Raw genomic sequence first — 18,592 nt, 5'->3', positions numbered from 1 at the left:
TAAGTTTTAATCTTTTAAGTTTAGCGATGACTTCACTGCTTTTAGGTTGCAATTATAACCAGACACTACCAGCAGACAGTAACGCAAATGCATCTGCAACGAAGTCATCTATACTAGTGCAAGATAATACCAATATTAATATTTGGCCAACCCTTGATATAGAAGTTAAAACCAATGAAGCGATTGAAAATAAAATAACGGCTTTAATCGCTAATATGACGCTAGAGCAGAAAGTAGCGCAAATGATACAACCAGAAATACGAGATATTACCGTTGAAGATATGCGTAAATACGGTTTTGGGTCCTACTTAAATGGTGGCGGTGGCTTTCCAAATAACGATAAGCATGCAAGTGCTAATGACTGGGTTAAGCTTGCTGAAGATATGTACCAAGCATCCATTGATGATTCGTTAGATGGTAATAGTATTCCAACTATGTGGGGTACCGATGCGGTACATGGGCATAATAATGTTATTGGCGCTACATTGTTTCCTCACAACATTGGTTTGGGTGCAACTAATAACCCTGAACTGATTGAAAAGATTGCTGCAATTACTGCGACTGAAGTTATGGTAACAGGTATTGATTGGGTTTTTGCTCCAACTGTGGCAGTAGTTCGAGACGATCGCTGGGGCAGAACGTATGAAGGGTATTCAGAAGACTCAGCAATTGTTAGAGAATACTCTGCAGCCATCGTGAAAGGCTTACAAGGCTCAGCAGATAAAGACTTTCTTGGAGATAAACGTGTCATAAGCACAGTTAAACATTTCATTGGTGATGGTGGCACACAAGGCGGTGATGATCAGGGTAATAATATTGCATCTGAGCAAGAGCTTTTTGATATTCATGGTCAAGGTTATGTGGGGGGATTAACTGCTGGCGCACAATCGGTTATGGCTTCTTTTAATAGCTGGCATGGTAAGAAAAATCACGGTAATAAATATTTATTAAACGATGTGCTAAAAGACAAAATGGGCTTTGATGGCTTTGTTGTAGGTGATTGGAATGGTCACGGACAAGTTAAAGGATGCTCAAATGAAAGTTGCCCGCAAGCGGTTAATGCCGGTTTAGATATTTTTATGGTGCCAACTGCTGCATGGAAACCTTTGTACGAAAATACCATTACACAAGTTAAAAATGGTCAAATATCACAAGCCCGTATAGATGATGCTGTGAGCAGAATTCTACGAGTAAAATTCAGAGCAGGACTCTTTGATAAACCTAGCCCAATCAATAGGCACTTATCAGGTAAAACGGAATTAATTGGTGCAGCAGAGCATAGAAAAATAGCTAAACAAGCGGTAAGAGAGTCATTAGTATTACTGAAAAACAAAGGCAATATACTGCCAATATCACCCCAAAACACTATTTTAGTTGCAGGTGATGGCGCTGATAATATTGGTAAACAATCTGGCGGTTGGAGTATTACTTGGCAGGGTACTAATAACGAAAATACAGACTTTCCAGGTGGTAGCTCTATCTATTCAGGCATTAAACAGCAAGTGTTAGCTGCTGGCGGTAAGGTTGAACTTAATGTTGCTGGTGATTATAGCAATAAGCCAGACATTGCCATTGTAGTCTTCGGTGAAGAACCTTATGCAGAGGGTGTTGGTGATATTGAAAATCTAGAATACCAGCAAGGTATTAAGCAAGACTTAGCCTTATTAAAGAAGCTAAAAGCTCAAGGAATACCAGTAGTATCGCTGTTTATTAGTGGTAGACCTATGTGGGTAAACGCTGAGTTAAATGCCTCAGACGCATTTGTAGCGACTTGGTTACCTGGCTCAGAAGGTGATGCTGTTGCAGATGTTTTATTCACTAAAGCCAATGGTGAAGTGCATCATGATTTTATTGGTAAATTATCTTTTTCTTGGCCAGCAACGGCAACACAAACACAGGTAAATCGCTTCGACGAAAACTATCAACCATTACTACCTTATGGTTTCGGTCTAGCTTATGGTGAAAAAAATACATTAGCAGATAACCTACCCGTTAATACCGATAGTTCACTAACTAATTTACAACGCATTACTTTATTTGAAAATGTGGTTAAATCGCCTTGGAAATTAACTATATCTGATACCCTCTCTTCCGCTGATATGGTGAGTAGTGTTATTGAAAATAAAGCACTTTATATTCGTACTATTGACAGAAATGTTCAGGAAGATGCGAGAAAAGTTATTTTTAATGGGACAGAAAAAGGCCAAGTAGCTTTCAATAGCAACCATGGTATTAATTTAATGCCTTATCATAAATTAGCGTCAGTACTTGAATTAAAAATACGTCTACCTGACGGGTATAACGCGGTAACAGAAAAACCTGTTTATATCTCAATGAACTGCGATGGTGATTGTCAAAAAGATAATACAGGGCAAATTGATATTAGCCACACTTTATCTACTATGGCAGCTAATCAGTGGCAAACGGTAAATATAGATTTGCAGTGTTTTGAGAAAGAGGGTGTCGATTTAACTAACATCACTAGCCCGTTTTCTTTAGCGACAGAATCCGTTTTAGCTATTGATTTTATGGATATATTTATTAAGAAAAAAACGCCTGATGCTATTAACATTTCATGTGAGTAAAGAGTATTATTAAACGGATTAAGTAACCTGAGATCAAGTTAAGTAGTCCGTTTGATATAAATTAAAATCTCTATGAAAAATATAACACTTTACTATTGGCAGAATAATAATGAATAAAGCAATTAAAAAAGTGGTTATTGTCGGTGGCGGAACTGCAGGGTGGTTAACTGCAGGTGTTATTGCAGCTGAGCATAATTCAGCGTCAGAATTAGGTTTGCAAATAACATTAATTGAGTCGCCAGAGGTTAAAAGCATTGGTGTCGGCGAGGGTACTTGGCCAACAATGCGAGAAACCTTAGACAAAATAGGTATAGATGAAACCGACCTGTTTAGAGAATGCGAAGCGTCATTTAAACAGGGTTCAAAACTCTGTAAATGGGTGACTGGTGAAGACGATGATTACTATTACCATCCATTCGTATTGCCACAAGGTTACACTAAAACTGATCTTATTTTTCCTTGGCAAAAACATAGGGAGAAAATAGCTTTTGCTGATGCGGTAAGTTATCAAGGTCGTATTTGTGAGCAAGGCCGCGCCCCTAAACTTATTTCAACGCCTCAATATGCTGGTATAGCAAACTATGCTTATCATCTTGATGCAGTGAAGTTAGGTCATTTTTTACAAAAACACTGTATTGAAAAGCTAGGTGTTACGCACGTTGTTGATCATGTAACTGAAATAAATAGTACTGACGATGGAGATATCGCTTCAGTAACCACAAAAAATAATGGGGCTGTAGTTGGCGATTTATTTATTGATTGCTCAGGCTTATCTTCAATGTTGCTAGGTCAACATTTCAACATCCCTTTTATTAGCAAAAAGCATATATTATTTAACGATACTGCTTTGGCTGTACAAGTTCCTTATTCTGATGATCATAGTCCTATTGCTTCGCATACTATTTCAACCGCGCAAAGCTCAGGGTGGATTTGGGATATAGGCTTACCTTCACGACGTGGCGTTGGTTATGTTTATTCAAGTGAACATACTAATGAAGTGGCAGCTGAAGTAGAGCTGCGCGATTATATTGAAGCCTCTATTGGTAAGGTTGAGGCGGACAAGTTAACGGTTAGAAAAATAAACTTTAACCCGGGACACAGAGAAAAATTTTGGCATAAAAACTGTGTTGCCATTGGTATGTCTTCAGGCTTTTTAGAGCCACTTGAAGCATCAGCTTTAGTATTAGTTGAGCTTGCCGCTGCTAAAATAAGTCGAGAAATGCCTGCAACACGTGAAACGATGGACATAGTCTCGAAACGATATAATAAGCAGTTCCTCTATCGTTGGGAGCGTATTATCGACTTCTTAAAGCTTCATTATATTTTAACCAAAAGAACAGATTCTAACTATTGGCGAGACAATTGTAATCCTGAAACTATCCCAGAAAGTTTGCAAGAGTTAATGGCGTTATGGAAACATACCCCACCAGGGCCACAAGATTTTCATCATGTTGAAGAAATATTTCCTTCTTCAAGCTGGCAATATATTCTTTATGGAATGGGTTTTGAGACACAAGAAAGTGAGCTTTCACGAAAGTTTATTAATGAAGAGCTAGCGCATCAATTTTTCACTGAAAACGAACAATTAACTCAAAAATATTTGTCGGCTTTACCGAGTAATAGAGAGTTAATCGATAAAATAAAACAGTATGGCTTACATAAGATTTAGTTAACCTAGATTTGGGTGCTTGTGCTTTGGCGGTTGCTGTCACTGGTGTTGGTATCGACATGGTAATTTATGCCGCACTTGTTTTACTCTGCCGTGCTGATCTCAAAATAGCTATTCCTACCTCGATTCTTATTATGGCTTTTTACTTCATCGTCATTTGAATAGAGCTTCTCAAACACCTATTCATGGAATATGATAGATAAAAAAGCGCAACTTCTTTATTAAGTTGCGCTTTTTATTTAATACCGTTTAAGTAGGCTGAACGTCTGTAGGGCAATACTGGTCTAAAAATGCTTGGTGGGTCGGTAAATTACTGACACCTTTTTCTATCGCTTGCCTTATGTCACCCAAGAATTTTGTTAGTTCATGATCTTTCATAATCGCGGCAATTTGATGATATTGCTCAGGGTAAATACCTTGCCCTAGCATTACCTGTACCCATGAATCAGCACGGAATAATTCACTTTCGGTAATAAATACTCGTCCAGTTTCTCTAAATAAATCAATTCTCTGTTTCAGTGATTCAGGTATGTCCATTGTTTTACAATCTTGCCAAAATGGCGAGTTTACGCGTTCATTCGCGTGGTAATGTAAAATAATAAAATCTCTAATATGTTCAAATTCAGTGGTGAACTGTTTGTTATATTCGTTAACGGCTGAAGTGGTGGTACCTTCAAACGGAAACAAGCGAATTAACCTTAAAATACCTGACATGATTAAATGAATACTTGTTGACTCTAAAGGCTCTAAAAAACCACTTGATAAGCCTAAAGCAACACAGTTTTTATTCCATGCTTTTTCACGTCTACCTGTTTTAAATTTAATAACGCGAGGTTGGGTAAGTGGTTCACCTTCAATATTATTAAGTAATAGGGTTTTAGCATTGTCGTCAGACAGGTATTTACTACAAAACACTAAACCGTTGCCTACACGGTGTTGTAAAGGAATACGCCATTGCCAGCCGCTATCATGGGCGATAGAGCGAGTATAAGGTACAGGCTCAGACACTGAGTTAGTTTGCACTGCTATTGCGCTGTCGCACGGTAACCAATGAGTCCAATCTTCATAGCCTGTATTTAAGGTTTTTTCTATAAGTAATGCGGCAAAGCCTGTGCAGTCAACAAATAACTGTCCATCAATCACTTGACCACTTTCAAGTTGGATAGCGGTTATGTCGCCCGTTTTTTCATGGGTGGTTACATCAATTATTTTGCCTTCTAAGCGTTTTACGCCATGTGCTTCAGCAAAAGAGCGTAAGAACTTAGCATAACGAGTAGCATCTAAATGATATGAGTAATTAAGCCCTGCTTTAGAAAGAGCAAACTTTTTCGCTTTAGCTGCTTGAATTTCTGGGCAGTATTTACCGTAGTCAAAATTAATATTTTTACGTTTACCGTGTAACCAAAAGTGTTGAAATTCACCAGCCCAACACTCTTTGCCGACACGGCCAAAGCCATGCATATATTCATCGTCGCCGTTTTTCCAGTTCTCAAAATTAATACCTAATTTGAACGTTGCTGAAGTGGCTTTCATAAAGGCTTGTTCATCGATACCGAGTAAGCGATGAAATGCGGTAAGTGTTGGTATACCTGCTTCGCCTACACCTACAGTGCCTATTGCGTCAGATTCAACTAAGCAGATATCAAAAGACTTTCCTAGTAATTTTGATAAGGCTGCAGCAGCCATCCAACCCGCAGTTCCACCACCAGCAATAACTATTTTTTTTATTTTATTATCCATTATAACCTCGAGGTTTGTATCAATTTCAGCGAGTTAGATCTTGTGCATTTTTTAAATCAACTAGGCGTTTAATATTACCTAAAGAAGCAGTAATAAAGTAAGCAATTCTTAACAGGCCAGCGCTATGAAGCTCATTAAGTGCGTCGCCAGTTAGTTTAGAAAGCTTCTCTTCGTTAATTGTATAATTACCTGCAAGGTTTATTTTACTACCGTTGTTTAATTCGATATTTAAGGCGATAGGTTCAATTAAATCATGTTTTAAAAACGCTTTGAACATTTCTTGATTAAGTAAAGAGCCATCATAAAGAGTTTTTAATGACTGGTTTACTTGCTGGAGATATGGGCTCGCGGTGCTATTTTCTAAAAATAAAGCTTCACCACTTTTGGTATTAACTCGCGGGTTATCCATATCAATCGCAACAATGGGTTGTTTAATCTTTTCCCCATTATTGTCTTTTTCTTCAAAGGCTATGACAAAAGGACCTTTGCTGATCATTGCTGGAATATAACTCGCTTGCCAACCTTTATTAATATAAAGGTTTTCGTTTTCAACAAGCCCTAATAATACAACACTTTGAAATTCACCTGTGTCAGGGTTTTTAATAAAAAGAATAGGGTAGTCACGTTGGGCATCTTTAATTTCAGTCGGGAAAATTAATGCGCTATTGGTTTTTTCTGAAAATTTATCGTCAAAATCGGTAATTATTTTTATGTCTTTGTGATTTTTATTATCGAGAATATTGTGATTAGCCATGATGTATTCCTTGCAATGAATATTTTATAAAAGGAGTTAAAAAACCTCTCTTTAGAAAATATTATTGTCGTGTGTTTTTATTAGAATCAACAGACTCTAACATAGTTAGCAAAATTACGGTTTTAGATAGATTAAGCCGCTGACCTTGCGATACAGCGGCTTATAGCAATATATTCATTAGCCTATGACTAGAAACCATTAACATTGATAATAGTTTCAAGTATAGGGTGAATAGTTAACTTTTCAAAAATTTAGAATGTGTAACGAGCACTAAGCTCATAACGCGCATCCCATTCTTCAGCAGAAGTTAATTGGTTGGCAGTACGACCATGCTTACGAGGGTCTTCACCTGTAATGTTTATACCCGCGAATGACATTGATAACTTCTCAGTTACTTGATAACCAATGCTGAAGTCAATTTGTGAATAGGCCTCAGTAAACTCAGGTTCATTTTCATAAATTGCCGCGTTGTTTAAAAACTCATCACGCCAGTTATAAGCGATACGAGCAGATAAATCATCCATTTCGTATAGTAATACTAGGTTGGCTGTATCACTTAAGCCTAGTAAAGCAAACTGCTCTTCAGTACTGGCTAAATCAAACTCTATATCTCCATTAACAAGAGTGTAGTTAGCTTGTACGCCAAAACCACTATCCCCAAAGAAGTGTTGAACCGCCAATTCTAAACCATCAATTACCGCTGATTTATTATTAACAGGTGATTGAGAAAGGAAATTCATTTCTGGATCGTCACTATTGCCAATTACATCAACCAATGATTCATAATCTAAATCCGTATGGCCATTTGCATAAAGCGCTTCACCTAACTGATTAGCTGCCATTTGTGAAAATAACGTGGTTGCGTTTAGAGTGATACCAGCAGCAGCTAAATCAGCTACAGCTTGTTCAGCTCTTGGGCCGCCGCTAGGGTCAGTTAAACCATAATATGGCTGATCTATAGGTCCATTGCCGACAAATTTATCAACATCTTTTCGGAAGTAACCCGCAGATACATAGCTTGTATCATCAAAGTACCATTCCATTGAAATATCAAAATTCGTTGACTCTAATGGTACAAGTGATGGGTTACCTGTATTGGCAGAGCCAGGGGTTGCATTAAGTACTGATGGTGAACTTGGGCCACCTGTAATTGATGTCGCATTACTTAATTGACCGTAAGTAGGGCGAGCAATGGTTTGACTAAATGAAGCACGAGCTTTTACGCTTTCGATTATATTAATATCAAAATCGATATTAGGTAAGAAATGAGAATAAGAATTTGAAGTGCTATAGAAATCAGCATCTACGGCTGCTCCTTGGTTGATCTCAAAGTCATCGTTACTCTTCCATACTACCGCTGTTGGGGATGCAATGTTAGCTGTTGATGTTGACTTAGTATCTTCATAGCGTAAACCTACAGCAACGTTATACGGCATATCAGCAATATAATCACTATAAGAAGCTTTTACGTACGCTGCAGTGACATCTTCTTGAATACGACGATCTGTACCGACAGATGTATCTCGACCTAAATCTAAATCGTAAACTGTTGCAGCCCAGTCAGCCAAGGCGATTGTGTCGCCACGGAAACCTTGAGTCCAGCCTGCTGTTTTATAATCATTTAAAGCATCATTGAAGTCGATAGCTTCAATCATACCTGCAGGAATTTCACCAGGATTATTTACACCCCAATCACCCATTGATTGGTTGGTACTTGATTGAACCGAGTGGTTATCCATTTCTCTTGATTCAACACCAAAATCAATTCTACCATCTTCAAACTCCCAGGTACCGTCAATGCGAATTTGAGTAATATCATTAGTATTATACGCATGTGCTTTTTGGTAAATTGAAGTACCTACATCGCTCTCATCAAATACATTATTACAGTTTAAACCAATGCGTGAATCACAATCATCAAAGTCAACATGAATTTCAGGAATACCACTCGCACCATAGGTTGCGCCTTGTCCTGCTAACACGTTAGACCCTAAACCAACAGTTACATCATTACCATAGCTTGAGGTTGGTGATGATTCAGAAGATGAATCGTTATAATCCAATGCAAAACTTAAATCATCATTGACTTGCCATTCTAAATTAAGACCAATAGATTTGTCTTCCGTAAGTGAATTACGGTATTTTTGTTTTACCGCGATATCACGTGGGGCTTGTTCTCTTCTGTCTTCTGCATAATATAAAGGTGATGGATTTAAACCTTCAGTAAAAGTGATATCACTTTTATAAGTATCCATCCAAATAGATAACTCAGTACCTTGTTGCTCTTGCTCTAATTTTGAATAAGTGTAGTCAAACGTTGCTGTAACACTTTCAATAGGGCGATACTGTAATGTTAATTGAGCGTTTGTACGTTCACGTTGTCTGTCCCATAAACGGTAAGCAAGATCTGAAGGAAGCGCATGTGCTTCTCCCATGCCTGGTTCATTGGTAATTTGTAGAGGCGTGCCTGAGCCGCTAGGTACTTCGCCAGCTACTGTACCGTCCCAAGGTGTATTTCTCCATTGTGCTACTTCAGCACTTGTTGAGCTACTATCACGTTTAGAAGTACTAGCGGTTAAAGAAGCACCAAACATTTCTTCTTCGTCTGTCCAGCTTAATAAGCCTGAAAATTCAGGTGTTACTTTATCACTATAATCAGCAACGCCACCTCTTACCGAAGTATCCATAAGTACTGCGCCTGCAACACTGGCAATAAAGCCTGGATTATCAAGTGGCTTAGAAGTATTAATATTAATGGTTGCACCAATACCTCCACTTGCAACTGCAGCATTACTTGTTTTGTATACTTCGACAGACTGAACCGCATCAGAAGCAAGATTTTGGAAATCATATGCACGGTTATCTGAAGCGCCACCACCATCTGGTAAAGAAGTAGAAGCCATTTGACGACCATTTAACGTTACCATGTTGTATTGTGGGCCAAAACCACGAACCGTAACACGGCTACCTTCGCCATTTGAGCGATCAATGGATACACCAGTAATACGTTGTAGTGATTCGGCTAAGTTGGTGTCTGGAAATTTACCAATATCTTCTGCTGATATAGCATCAACAACACCAGTAGCGTCACGCTTCAGTCGCGTTGATTCTTTGATACTTGAGCGTAGCCCTGTTACTTGAATTGTTTCAACATCGGCATTAACAATAGCTTGTTTTGAAACGTCTTCTGCTGCAATTGCAGGTAGAGTTGTTGCGCCGAGTATTAACGATAAACTCGTCGCAATTTTTGTTTTAGTAAATGATTTGTTATACATGTGCATCCCCAGTTTTTGTGGAACATTTTATAATTATTGGTTTAAATGACGCTTAATTTGCTATACAAAAAAATCAACCCGTTACTAAATTTTAACAAGTGAATATAAATATATTTATGTAAGCGCTTACATAAAAGGTAGGTTAATAATAATTTCTCGTCAATAGTTATTTCAAATTAAATTAAAGCTTATACACTAAAACTATCATATTAATATGAATTAATATATTTATTAAAAATAAATAACCCTTTTATTTCAATGGTTTGATTTATTTTTGGCATGTGTTTAATAATTTAGTTATTGATAATAATTATAATGCACGTATATTTGTAAGCGCTTACATTTTTTGCTTGTTAGAATAAATATTCATGATTTAAGCTACATTCTTGTGATAGATGTAAATGCAATGATAATGAAAGTCAGGTGCTAAGCTAATAGGAGCTGTAAAAAATATACAGACATTAATAAGGTTGAAAGAATGATAAAAAAAATAAAACATCAACTCTCTATAACAGAAAAAGTAGGATACGCCTGTGGTGATGTTGCCTCTAATTTTTATTGGCGAGTATTCGACGTATTTCTCTTTATTTTTTATACCGATGTCTTTGGTTTACCTGCCGCAGCGGTAGGTACTATGATGTTGGTAACGCGTTTAGTTGACGCCTTTTCTGATCCGTTAATGGGCGCATTAGCTGATAGAACGACAACACGACTTGGAAAATTCAGGCCGTATTTATTATGGGGAATCATCCCTATGGTGGCCGCAGGTGTTTTAACGTTTACCGTACCTGAGGTTAGTGATAGCAATAAACTCATTTGGGCGTACGCTACCTATATATTCATGATGCTTGCCTACACTTTTATTAATGTGCCTTATGGCGCTTTATTAGGTGTAGTAACAAGTGATAGCCAACAAAGAACAACGTTAACAAGTTTCCGTTTTATTGGTGCCTTTTCAGGCGGTAGCCTTGTTGCCTATATGACACCAGAGCTAGTTAGTTATTTTGGCCAAGGCGATGAAGTACTTGGTTGGCAGCTTACTATGCTGCTTTATGGTTTAATTTCTGCCGTACTTTTTATTATCACTTTCTTATCAACTAAAGAACGTATATCTCCACCGCCACAACAAAAAACACCTGTATTACAAGACTTAACGAATAATGCCCCTTGGAAAATTTTATTTGTATTAGCGTTAATTATCATGATGACTATCTCCTTAAGAGCTAGTACCGGTACTTTTTATTTTAAATATTATGTAGATCGCCCAGATTTAATAGGGAGTTTTGCCATGGTTTACATGATTGCATTAGCGATAGGTGCAGCATCAACGCCACTATTAACTAAGTTTGTTGATAAACGTATTTTGTTGATGATTTTAATGACAATAGTGGCAGTACTTTCATTCGTTTTTTATTTTGTGCCTAACGACAACGTCACATTGATGTTTATTTTACAAATTCTTATTGGTTTCGCGTTAGGGCCGAAATCCCCTTTAGTGTTTTCAATGTATGCGGATACTGCTGATTATTCTCAGTGGCGCACAGGTCGAAGAGCAACAGCAATGATTTTTTCTGCGGCAGCTTTTGCACAAAAGCTGGGTGGCGCATTAGCTGGCGCAATGATCGGTTGGCTTTTAGGCTCTCTCGGTTATGTAGCAAATCAAGTGCAAACAGGTAATTCTCAAGAGGGCATTGTTTTATTAATGACAGTAATCCCCGCTATTTTTGCTGCTATTGCAGTACCGTTAATTTACTTTTATCCGTTAGGAGAAAAACAACTGAGTAAATTACAAGACGAGCTTTACAGCAAAGAAAATGCACCTCAAACAAATGCACCTCAAACAACAGTAAACTCTGATGGTAATAAAGTAGAAGGTAGTGGAGCCGTTAATGTCTAATTTCCCTTTAATCACGATTGAAAAAATCAGTGATAACAATGACAAGCATAGTCAGCGTATTCAACATAATCAGCATAGTAGGGTAAAACTTAATAGCCCAACAACATTGCCTAATGCTACAGGTTTTTTATGGAATAACGGCATGGTTGTACAAGTTAACTGCCGTGGTTATGTTAATTCACTTTTTATGCAACCAGAGCCAGCTAAATATTCTTATGCCCCGAATATGGAAGCTAAAAGCTTTATTCAACCAGAGCATAGTTATTTTAGTCATCATCCAGGACGATTTTTTTACTTAAAAGATGAAGATAGCGGTGAGATTATTTCACTGCCTTACGAGCCAATGCGCGTACAACTCGACAGCTTTTCTTTTGAACTGGCTAATAGTCATATTGCTTGGGCAATTGAACATAAAGGTTTGAAAATAAGTATTAAAGTGAGTTTAACTCAGGATGACTTAGTGGAGTGTTGGTCTTTCTCTATGACGAATTTAACCAGTGATATAAAGAATATTAGTGTTTATCCGTACTTTACTATTGGTTATATGTCATGGATGAATCAATCAGCCACGTATAATGAAAGTTTAAATGCCATTGTTGCCGACTCTATTACTCCATATCAAAAGGTAGAAGATTATTTTAAGCATAAAGACTTTAAAGATAAAACATTCTTCCTAAGTGATATCAAGCCAACGTCTTGGCATGCTAATCAAAAAGTATTTGAAGGTGAAGGAGGGTTACATAATCCTTCAGCATTACAAAGCGAGTTACTAGACAATGTTGATGCTATTTATGAAACACCTGTAGCGGTAATGCAATTTAAGCAGCAACTGTTAAGTGGTGAAGAAAAGCATCATCAATTTTTATTTGGTCCAGCAAAAGATGAAGCTGAGATTGAAAAAATTAAAGATAAATACCTTAGTAAAGCAAAACGAATTACAGCAGAAAAAAACTACCAGCAATACATTAACCAAGGTAAGGCTTGTTTACAGCTTAATACTGGCAATGAAGGTTTTGATGATTTTTTCAATCACTGGTTACCAAGACAAATGTTTTATCATGGTGATGTAAATCGTTTAAGTACAGATCCACAAACCCGTAATTATATTCAAGATAATATGGGTATGGCTTTTATTCAGCCAGAAAAAACTAGAGCAGCTTATATTTTAGCGGTATCGCAACAAACAGTTAATGGCGCCATGCCTGAAGGTGTTTTGTTATATAAAGAGGCTGAACTTAAATATATTAATCAGGTACCTCATGCAGATCATGGTGTCTGGCTACCAATATGTTTATCAGTTTATTTAAATGAAACAGGTGATGTTGATTTACTCGATGTAATGATTGGCTTTGCTGATTCTTCAGAAAAACAAACTTTCGCTCATCATATAGAATTAGCGTTAGATTACCTTATAAAATCAACTGATCATCGACAACTAAGCTTTATAGAGCAAGGTGATTGGTGTGACCCCATGAATATGGTGGGTTATAAAGGTAAAGGTGTTTCAAGTTGGTTATCACTCGCAACAGCTTACGCTATTACAACGTGGTGTGACCTTTGTGATGAATATAATATTGCTATTAATCAACAAAAATATAATGACTATCGCATTGCTGCTAAAAAAATTAATGATGCGGTTAATCAATACTTATGGCATGGAGAGTGGTTTGCCCGTGGTATTACTGATGCAGGACGTGTGTTTGGTACCGATAAGGACGTTGAAGGTAAGATTTTTCTTAATCCACAAAGTTGGTCAATATTAAGTGGTGCATCAAATAAACAGCAACAAGCACAAATGATAACAGCAATCGCTGAAAAGTTAATAACGCCAAAAGGCGTAATGATGTTAGCGCCAAGTTACACCGCTATGGTCGAAGATGTCGGCCGTATTACCCAAAAACACCCAGGTATCTCTGAAAATGGTTCTGTGTATAACCACGCGGCAGTATTTTACATTTATGCGCTTTATCAAATAGAACAACATGATTTAGCTTTTGACCTTATCTGTAAAATGTTGCCATCAATTGATAACGCCCAAGTTACAGGGCAATTACCTATTTATGTGCCTAACTACTATCGCGGTGCTTATCATCAACTTCCTAAGCAAGCTGGTCGCTCAAGTCACTTATTTAATACGGGTACTACTTCTTGGTTATACCGTTGTTTAGTCGAAGAGCTGTGCGGATTAAAAGGTTGTGCGACAGGTTTACAAGTAGCCCCAAAATTACCAACAGACATTAAATTTTTATCAGGCCAGAGGCTGTTTAGGCAAGCAATTATTAATTTTGAATTATATCAAGATAGCGAAATAACTAAAATAGAAGTCATGCTCGATGATCGAGTCATTGAAAATAACATTTTAACGGGTTTAAAAGCAGGACAACATTATAACTTGAAAGTAAGAATTCCACCGAAAAATAAAAGTGCTCACTTATGACCAAATTAATTACATCTTTACCCAGAAATACCTTAATAACTAAGCCAATTTTATTTATCGTGATGGGGGTTAGTGGTACAGGTAAATCAGTGATCGCTAAAAAATTGGCTGATGATATTTCATTAGTATTTATTGACGCAGATGATTTTCATAGTGAACAAGCGAAAAGACATATGGCAGAAAATAAGCCATTAACTGATGAAATGAGAATACCTTGGTTACATAAAATTATTGATCATTTAAATACATTATATGCAGAAGGAAAATCGGTAGCGCTAGCGTATTCAGGTTTAAAATCAGCTCACCGAGCGTTATTTAAAACGTTAGCATTTAGCTGTCATTTTTTTTATTTAAACGGAGATAAAAGCATTATAGCTAAGCGTATATCACAACGTAAGAATCATTTTTTTTCATCTAATTTGTTAGAGAGTCAATTTCTAGCTATGGAACCACCTGAATGCAATGATGATGTTGTTATTATCGATATAAATCAGCCTTTGTTATCGGTCTCTGCAGAAGTAATTAAGCATGCTCATATAATGATCAACCAAAAACTTGGAGAAAAGGAATAATGGCTAACTACTTTAAGTTATTAACCACAGTGCTGATGTTGATTTCCCTAAATACATTGGCAATTGAAGCAAAAAAAGCGAATGAACCAATAAAAATTGATGGCATAGCCACTGATGCAAGTTGGTTGTTAGCTAAATGGCACCCGATAGATAATATTATTTTAGGTAAAGACCTCACGCCTGAAGACTTTTCAGGTAAATATAAAATTATGTGGGATGAGCAGCAATTATATTTATTAGTAGAAATAACCGATGACGTGTTATTTGATCAACACGCAGATCCGCGCCATTTGTATTGGGATGACGACGCATTAGAGATATTTATTGATGCTGATGCCTCTGGTGGTAATCATCAATTTAACTTTAATGCTTTTGCTTACCATATTGCGCTTGATAACCAAGCTGTTGATATTGGTGAGAAGAATGCAGATGGCTCAAATAATTTTGTTTTATTAAATGATCATATTACGAGTAAATGGCAGCGTAGCGAAAATCCACCTTATAACGTGGTTTGGGAAGTGGCGGTACGTCTTTACGATGACAGCTTCACGATGAGCGACAAAAAAACACAGCCTATGAAATTATTCACCGGTAAAAAGGTCGGTTTTATGTTGGCTTATTGCGACAACGATGGCAGCAAAGAACGAGAACATTTTATTGGCTCAACTGATATTAAAGCGGTAAATGGTGATAAGAATCTAGGTTATATAACAGCTGATGTATTCCAGCATATTATCTTAAAAAATTAATACTTTTTAGCAATCAAATTATTACTAATCAAACTATTTACAACTCACTATAAACAACAAATTAGCTACAACAAATTATCAGCAACTAAATAATCAGAAATAAAGATGACTAACTTAAAACAACTATTAAAAGAAGGTTCGTTTATGAAATTTACACTTAAATCTAGCTTGTTATCGGTTACGGTACTGACCTTAACAACAAGCTTAAGTGCTTGTGTTAATGATAATAACTTAGCATCAACAAAAACGAACAAACCTTTAGCACAAGCAGATAAGTCGAAACGTTTAGCCACGGTTGAGCAAGATGTTGAAGCAATGTTAAACAAAATGACCTTACCAGAAAAAGTCTCTTTAGCGCATGCCAGTGGTAAGTTTCATGTTAATGCTATTGAGCGCGTTGGTATTCCTGAAATGTGGTTATCAGACGGCCCTCATGGAGTGCGCCATCAAATAGAACGTCATACATGGGCGTCAGCCGGTTGGACTGATGATCACGCAACCTACTTACCTCATTTAACTTCTGTTGCAGCAAGTTGGGATGTCGACATGGCCACCTTACATGGCGAAATATTAGGCGCTGAAGCGCGCGATAGAAAGAAAGACTTTATTCTCGGGCCGGGTGTTAATTTGGCGCGTTTACCATTATACGGTCGTAATTTTGAATATATGGGAGAAGACCCTATTTTAGCGGCTAAATTAGTAGTACCACAAATTCAAGCTATTCAAGCTAATGACGTTGCCGCCACCGTAAAACATTACGCATTAAATACTCAAGAATTAAACCGTATAGGTGTGAACGCTAAACCTGATGAACGTACATTAAGAGAAGTGTATTTACCTGCATTTGAAGCTGCAGTTAAAGAAGGTGGCGTACTGGGTATGATGGGTTCATATAACCAATACTACGGAACAAATGCTAATCAAAGTAAGCATTTAGTTATGGATATTTTAAAAGGTGAATGGGGTTATAAAGGCGTATTACTTACCGACTGGCATGTAGACATTAATACTTATGATGCTGCGATTAACGGCTTAGATTTGGAAATGGGTACAAAAGTTGATAAGTACGAAGATTACTTTTTAGCAAAACCGTTTTTAAAAATGATCGAAGAAGGAAAAATAGCAGAATCAGTTGCTGATGAAAAAGCGCGACGTATTTTAAGAGTACAACACAGCATTGGTATGTACGATAAAAACCGTTTGCCTGGTTCAAGAAATACTAAAGCTCACCAAGAAGCCGCGCGACTAATCGCGACAGAAGGTGTGGTGTTATTAAAAAACAACTTAGTTGGCAACGAGCAGAAAGAGACTATTTTACCGTTAGATAAACAAGCAATAAAAAATATTTTAGTACTCGGGCCTAATGCTGACAAAAAGCACGGTACTGGTGGCGGCTCATCGGAAGTTAAATCGTTATACGAAATGACACCACTAGAAGGGTTAAAAGCTGAATTTGGCGATGATGTAAATATTCAGGTGATGAGGGCACGTAGTAGTGAATTATCTGCTATTGCGAGTGACTATGTTGAAAGCCGTCATTGGACAGGAACAGCGGCTTGGAATATATCGTATTACTCAGAAAGAGAACGTAAAAATCTTATTAATGAGTCTTGGATTGTTGATTCTAAATTCACGGCAAAATCTATTGCTGAATCAACAACTAATAACCTGCCTTTAAAGACACAGTTTATTACTATGACAGCCAAAATTAAGCCGCTTAGTACAGGCTTACATCAGTTAGTCGTTGAAAATATTGGCAACTTCACATTAAAAATAAATGACAAACTTGTTATTGATTCACATAGTAACCTTGCGCAGGAGACAGAGAAAACATCTGTTAATGAAATGAGCAAACTGACCCATGATATTGAACTTAATGCCGGCGAAACTTATGAGTTTGAAATTAATTATGATGGGAATGATAGTTTCGTCTTAGGTTGGAATGCTCCTGGTGAATTATTCAGTAGCGAAGCAGAATACATCGCCGCGGCTAAAAAAGCAGACGCAGTTATTTACTTTGGCGGTTTGAGTCACGCAGATGATAGAGAGTCTATTGATCGTCCTGATATGAAATTACCTAATTCACAAGATGAGATTATTAGTAAACTTATTGCGGCTAATGAAAAAACTATCGTATTTCTTGTTGCAGGCTCTGCAGTAGAAATGCCTTGGGCAGATGAAGCTAACGCTATTGTTTGGGGCTGGTATGGCGGGATGGAAGCGGGCGCTGCCTTTGCTGACATTTTAACGGGTAATGTTAACCCAAGTGGTAAAATGCCAATAACCTTACCTGTTCGACTTGAAGATACTGCACCTATTGCGCTAAATGACTATAATGCAACTGAAAGTTTATACTCAGAAGGTGTATTCATTGGTTATCGTTGGTTTGAACAACAAAATATAAAGCCAATATTTGCCTTTGGTCATGGCCTTTCTTATACCCAATTTACACTGACAGATATAGGGTTATCATCGGAAAAAATTACTGAAGATGAAGAACTTAAGGTCACGGTTAAAGTAACCAATACCGGCGATGTCGCTGGCGCAGAAGTCGTGCAACTGTATTTGCAAGATATAGAAGCAAGTGTTGAACGACCAATAAAAGAACTTAAAGGTTTCGCTAAGGTTCACCTAAAACCTGGTGAGAGCAAACAGGTGACTATTTCATTAAACACACGAGATTTATCTTTCTGGGACATCAAGACCAATAATTGGCTAGCAGAAGCAGGTAAATTTAACGTGTTACTTGGTACGGCACTAAATAATATAAAGCAACAATCCACATTCTATTACCAATAATAACAAAGAAATATAACCATTAAACCCACTAGCCAGAAGCTATAATAAACATCTGTTAATATTTTTTAGCTTTCTTTTTGGGTTATATATCAAACAAAAAATATCAAAATACGTA

Annotated in this window: 10 protein-coding genes; 7 read left to right on the top strand and 3 right to left on the bottom strand. The window is 37.2% G+C overall.

All coding sequences use genetic code 11. From position 1 onward, the window contains the following. The first annotated feature begins 26 nt into the window (after positions 1-26). Entirely contained in the window at positions 27-2,585 is a 2,559-nt protein-coding gene (locus KO502_RS10580; protein WP_216022584.1) for an exo 1,3/1,4-beta-D-glucan glucohydrolase, read from the top strand. A 109-nt stretch (positions 2,586-2,694) separates the two neighbouring features. Beyond that, positions 2,695-4,254, top strand: a complete 1,560-nt coding sequence (locus KO502_RS10575; RefSeq protein ID WP_216022539.1) for a tryptophan halogenase family protein — start codon at positions 2,695-2,697, stop codon at positions 4,252-4,254. Between the two features lie 249 nt (positions 4,255-4,503). Here KO502_RS10575 and KO502_RS10570 read toward each other — a convergent pair whose 3' ends face one another. From KO502_RS10570 to KO502_RS10560, 3 genes are all read right to left on the bottom strand, one after another. After that, complete coding sequence (locus KO502_RS10570; protein ID WP_216022538.1) at positions 4,504-5,994, bottom strand: tryptophan halogenase family protein; 1,491 nt, start codon at positions 5,992-5,994, stop codon at positions 4,504-4,506. A gap of 25 nt (positions 5,995-6,019) precedes the next feature. Next, positions 6,020-6,748 carry a SapC family protein gene (locus tag KO502_RS10565; RefSeq protein ID WP_216022537.1) on the bottom strand — a complete coding sequence of 243 codons (729 nt, stop codon included), beginning with the start codon at positions 6,746-6,748 and terminating at the stop codon, positions 6,020-6,022. Between the two features lie 251 nt (positions 6,749-6,999). Beyond that, positions 7,000-10,029 (bottom strand): TonB-dependent receptor, encoded by a 3,030-nt coding sequence (locus tag KO502_RS10560; protein WP_216022536.1) that lies wholly within the window; start codon positions 10,027-10,029, stop codon positions 7,000-7,002. Positions 10,030-10,501: 472 nt separating this feature from the next. Between KO502_RS10560 and KO502_RS10555 the strand changes: the two genes are divergently transcribed. The 5 genes from KO502_RS10555 to KO502_RS10535 all read left to right on the top strand — a co-directional run bounded on the left by KO502_RS10555 (position 10,502) and on the right by KO502_RS10535 (position 18,477). Beyond that, positions 10,502-11,920: an MFS transporter gene (locus KO502_RS10555; RefSeq protein WP_216022535.1), complete on the top strand. Its 1,419-nt coding sequence runs from the start codon at positions 10,502-10,504 to the stop codon at positions 11,918-11,920. Then, a complete protein-coding gene (locus KO502_RS10550) occupies positions 11,913-14,357 on the top strand; it encodes an NdvB protein (RefSeq protein WP_216022534.1) in 2,445 nt (814 codons plus the stop codon). The genes KO502_RS10555 and KO502_RS10550 overlap by 8 nt, the downstream gene beginning before the upstream one ends. After that, the gene (locus KO502_RS10545) at positions 14,354-14,929 is read left to right on the top strand and encodes a gluconokinase, GntK/IdnK-type (RefSeq protein ID WP_252730721.1); all 576 of its coding nucleotides are present in this window, start codon (positions 14,354-14,356) and stop codon (positions 14,927-14,929) included. Before KO502_RS10550 ends, KO502_RS10545 begins: the two co-directional genes overlap by 4 nt. Further along, positions 14,929-15,678, top strand: coding sequence for a CBM9 family sugar-binding protein (locus KO502_RS10540; RefSeq protein WP_216022533.1), 750 nt, complete (start codon positions 14,929-14,931; stop codon positions 15,676-15,678). Before KO502_RS10545 ends, KO502_RS10540 begins: the two co-directional genes overlap by 1 nt. A 144-nt stretch (positions 15,679-15,822) precedes the next feature. Next, positions 15,823-18,477, top strand: a complete 2,655-nt coding sequence (locus tag KO502_RS10535; protein ID WP_216022532.1) for a glycoside hydrolase family 3 C-terminal domain-containing protein — start codon at positions 15,823-15,825, stop codon at positions 18,475-18,477. Positions 18,478-18,592 lie beyond the last annotated feature (115 nt).

Source organism: Colwellia sp. E2M01 (genome assembly GCF_018860585.1).
In the GTDB taxonomy this organism is placed as follows: domain Bacteria; phylum Pseudomonadota; class Gammaproteobacteria; order Enterobacterales; family Alteromonadaceae; genus Colwellia.
This window is presented reverse-complemented; position numbering and strand designations above follow the sequence as displayed.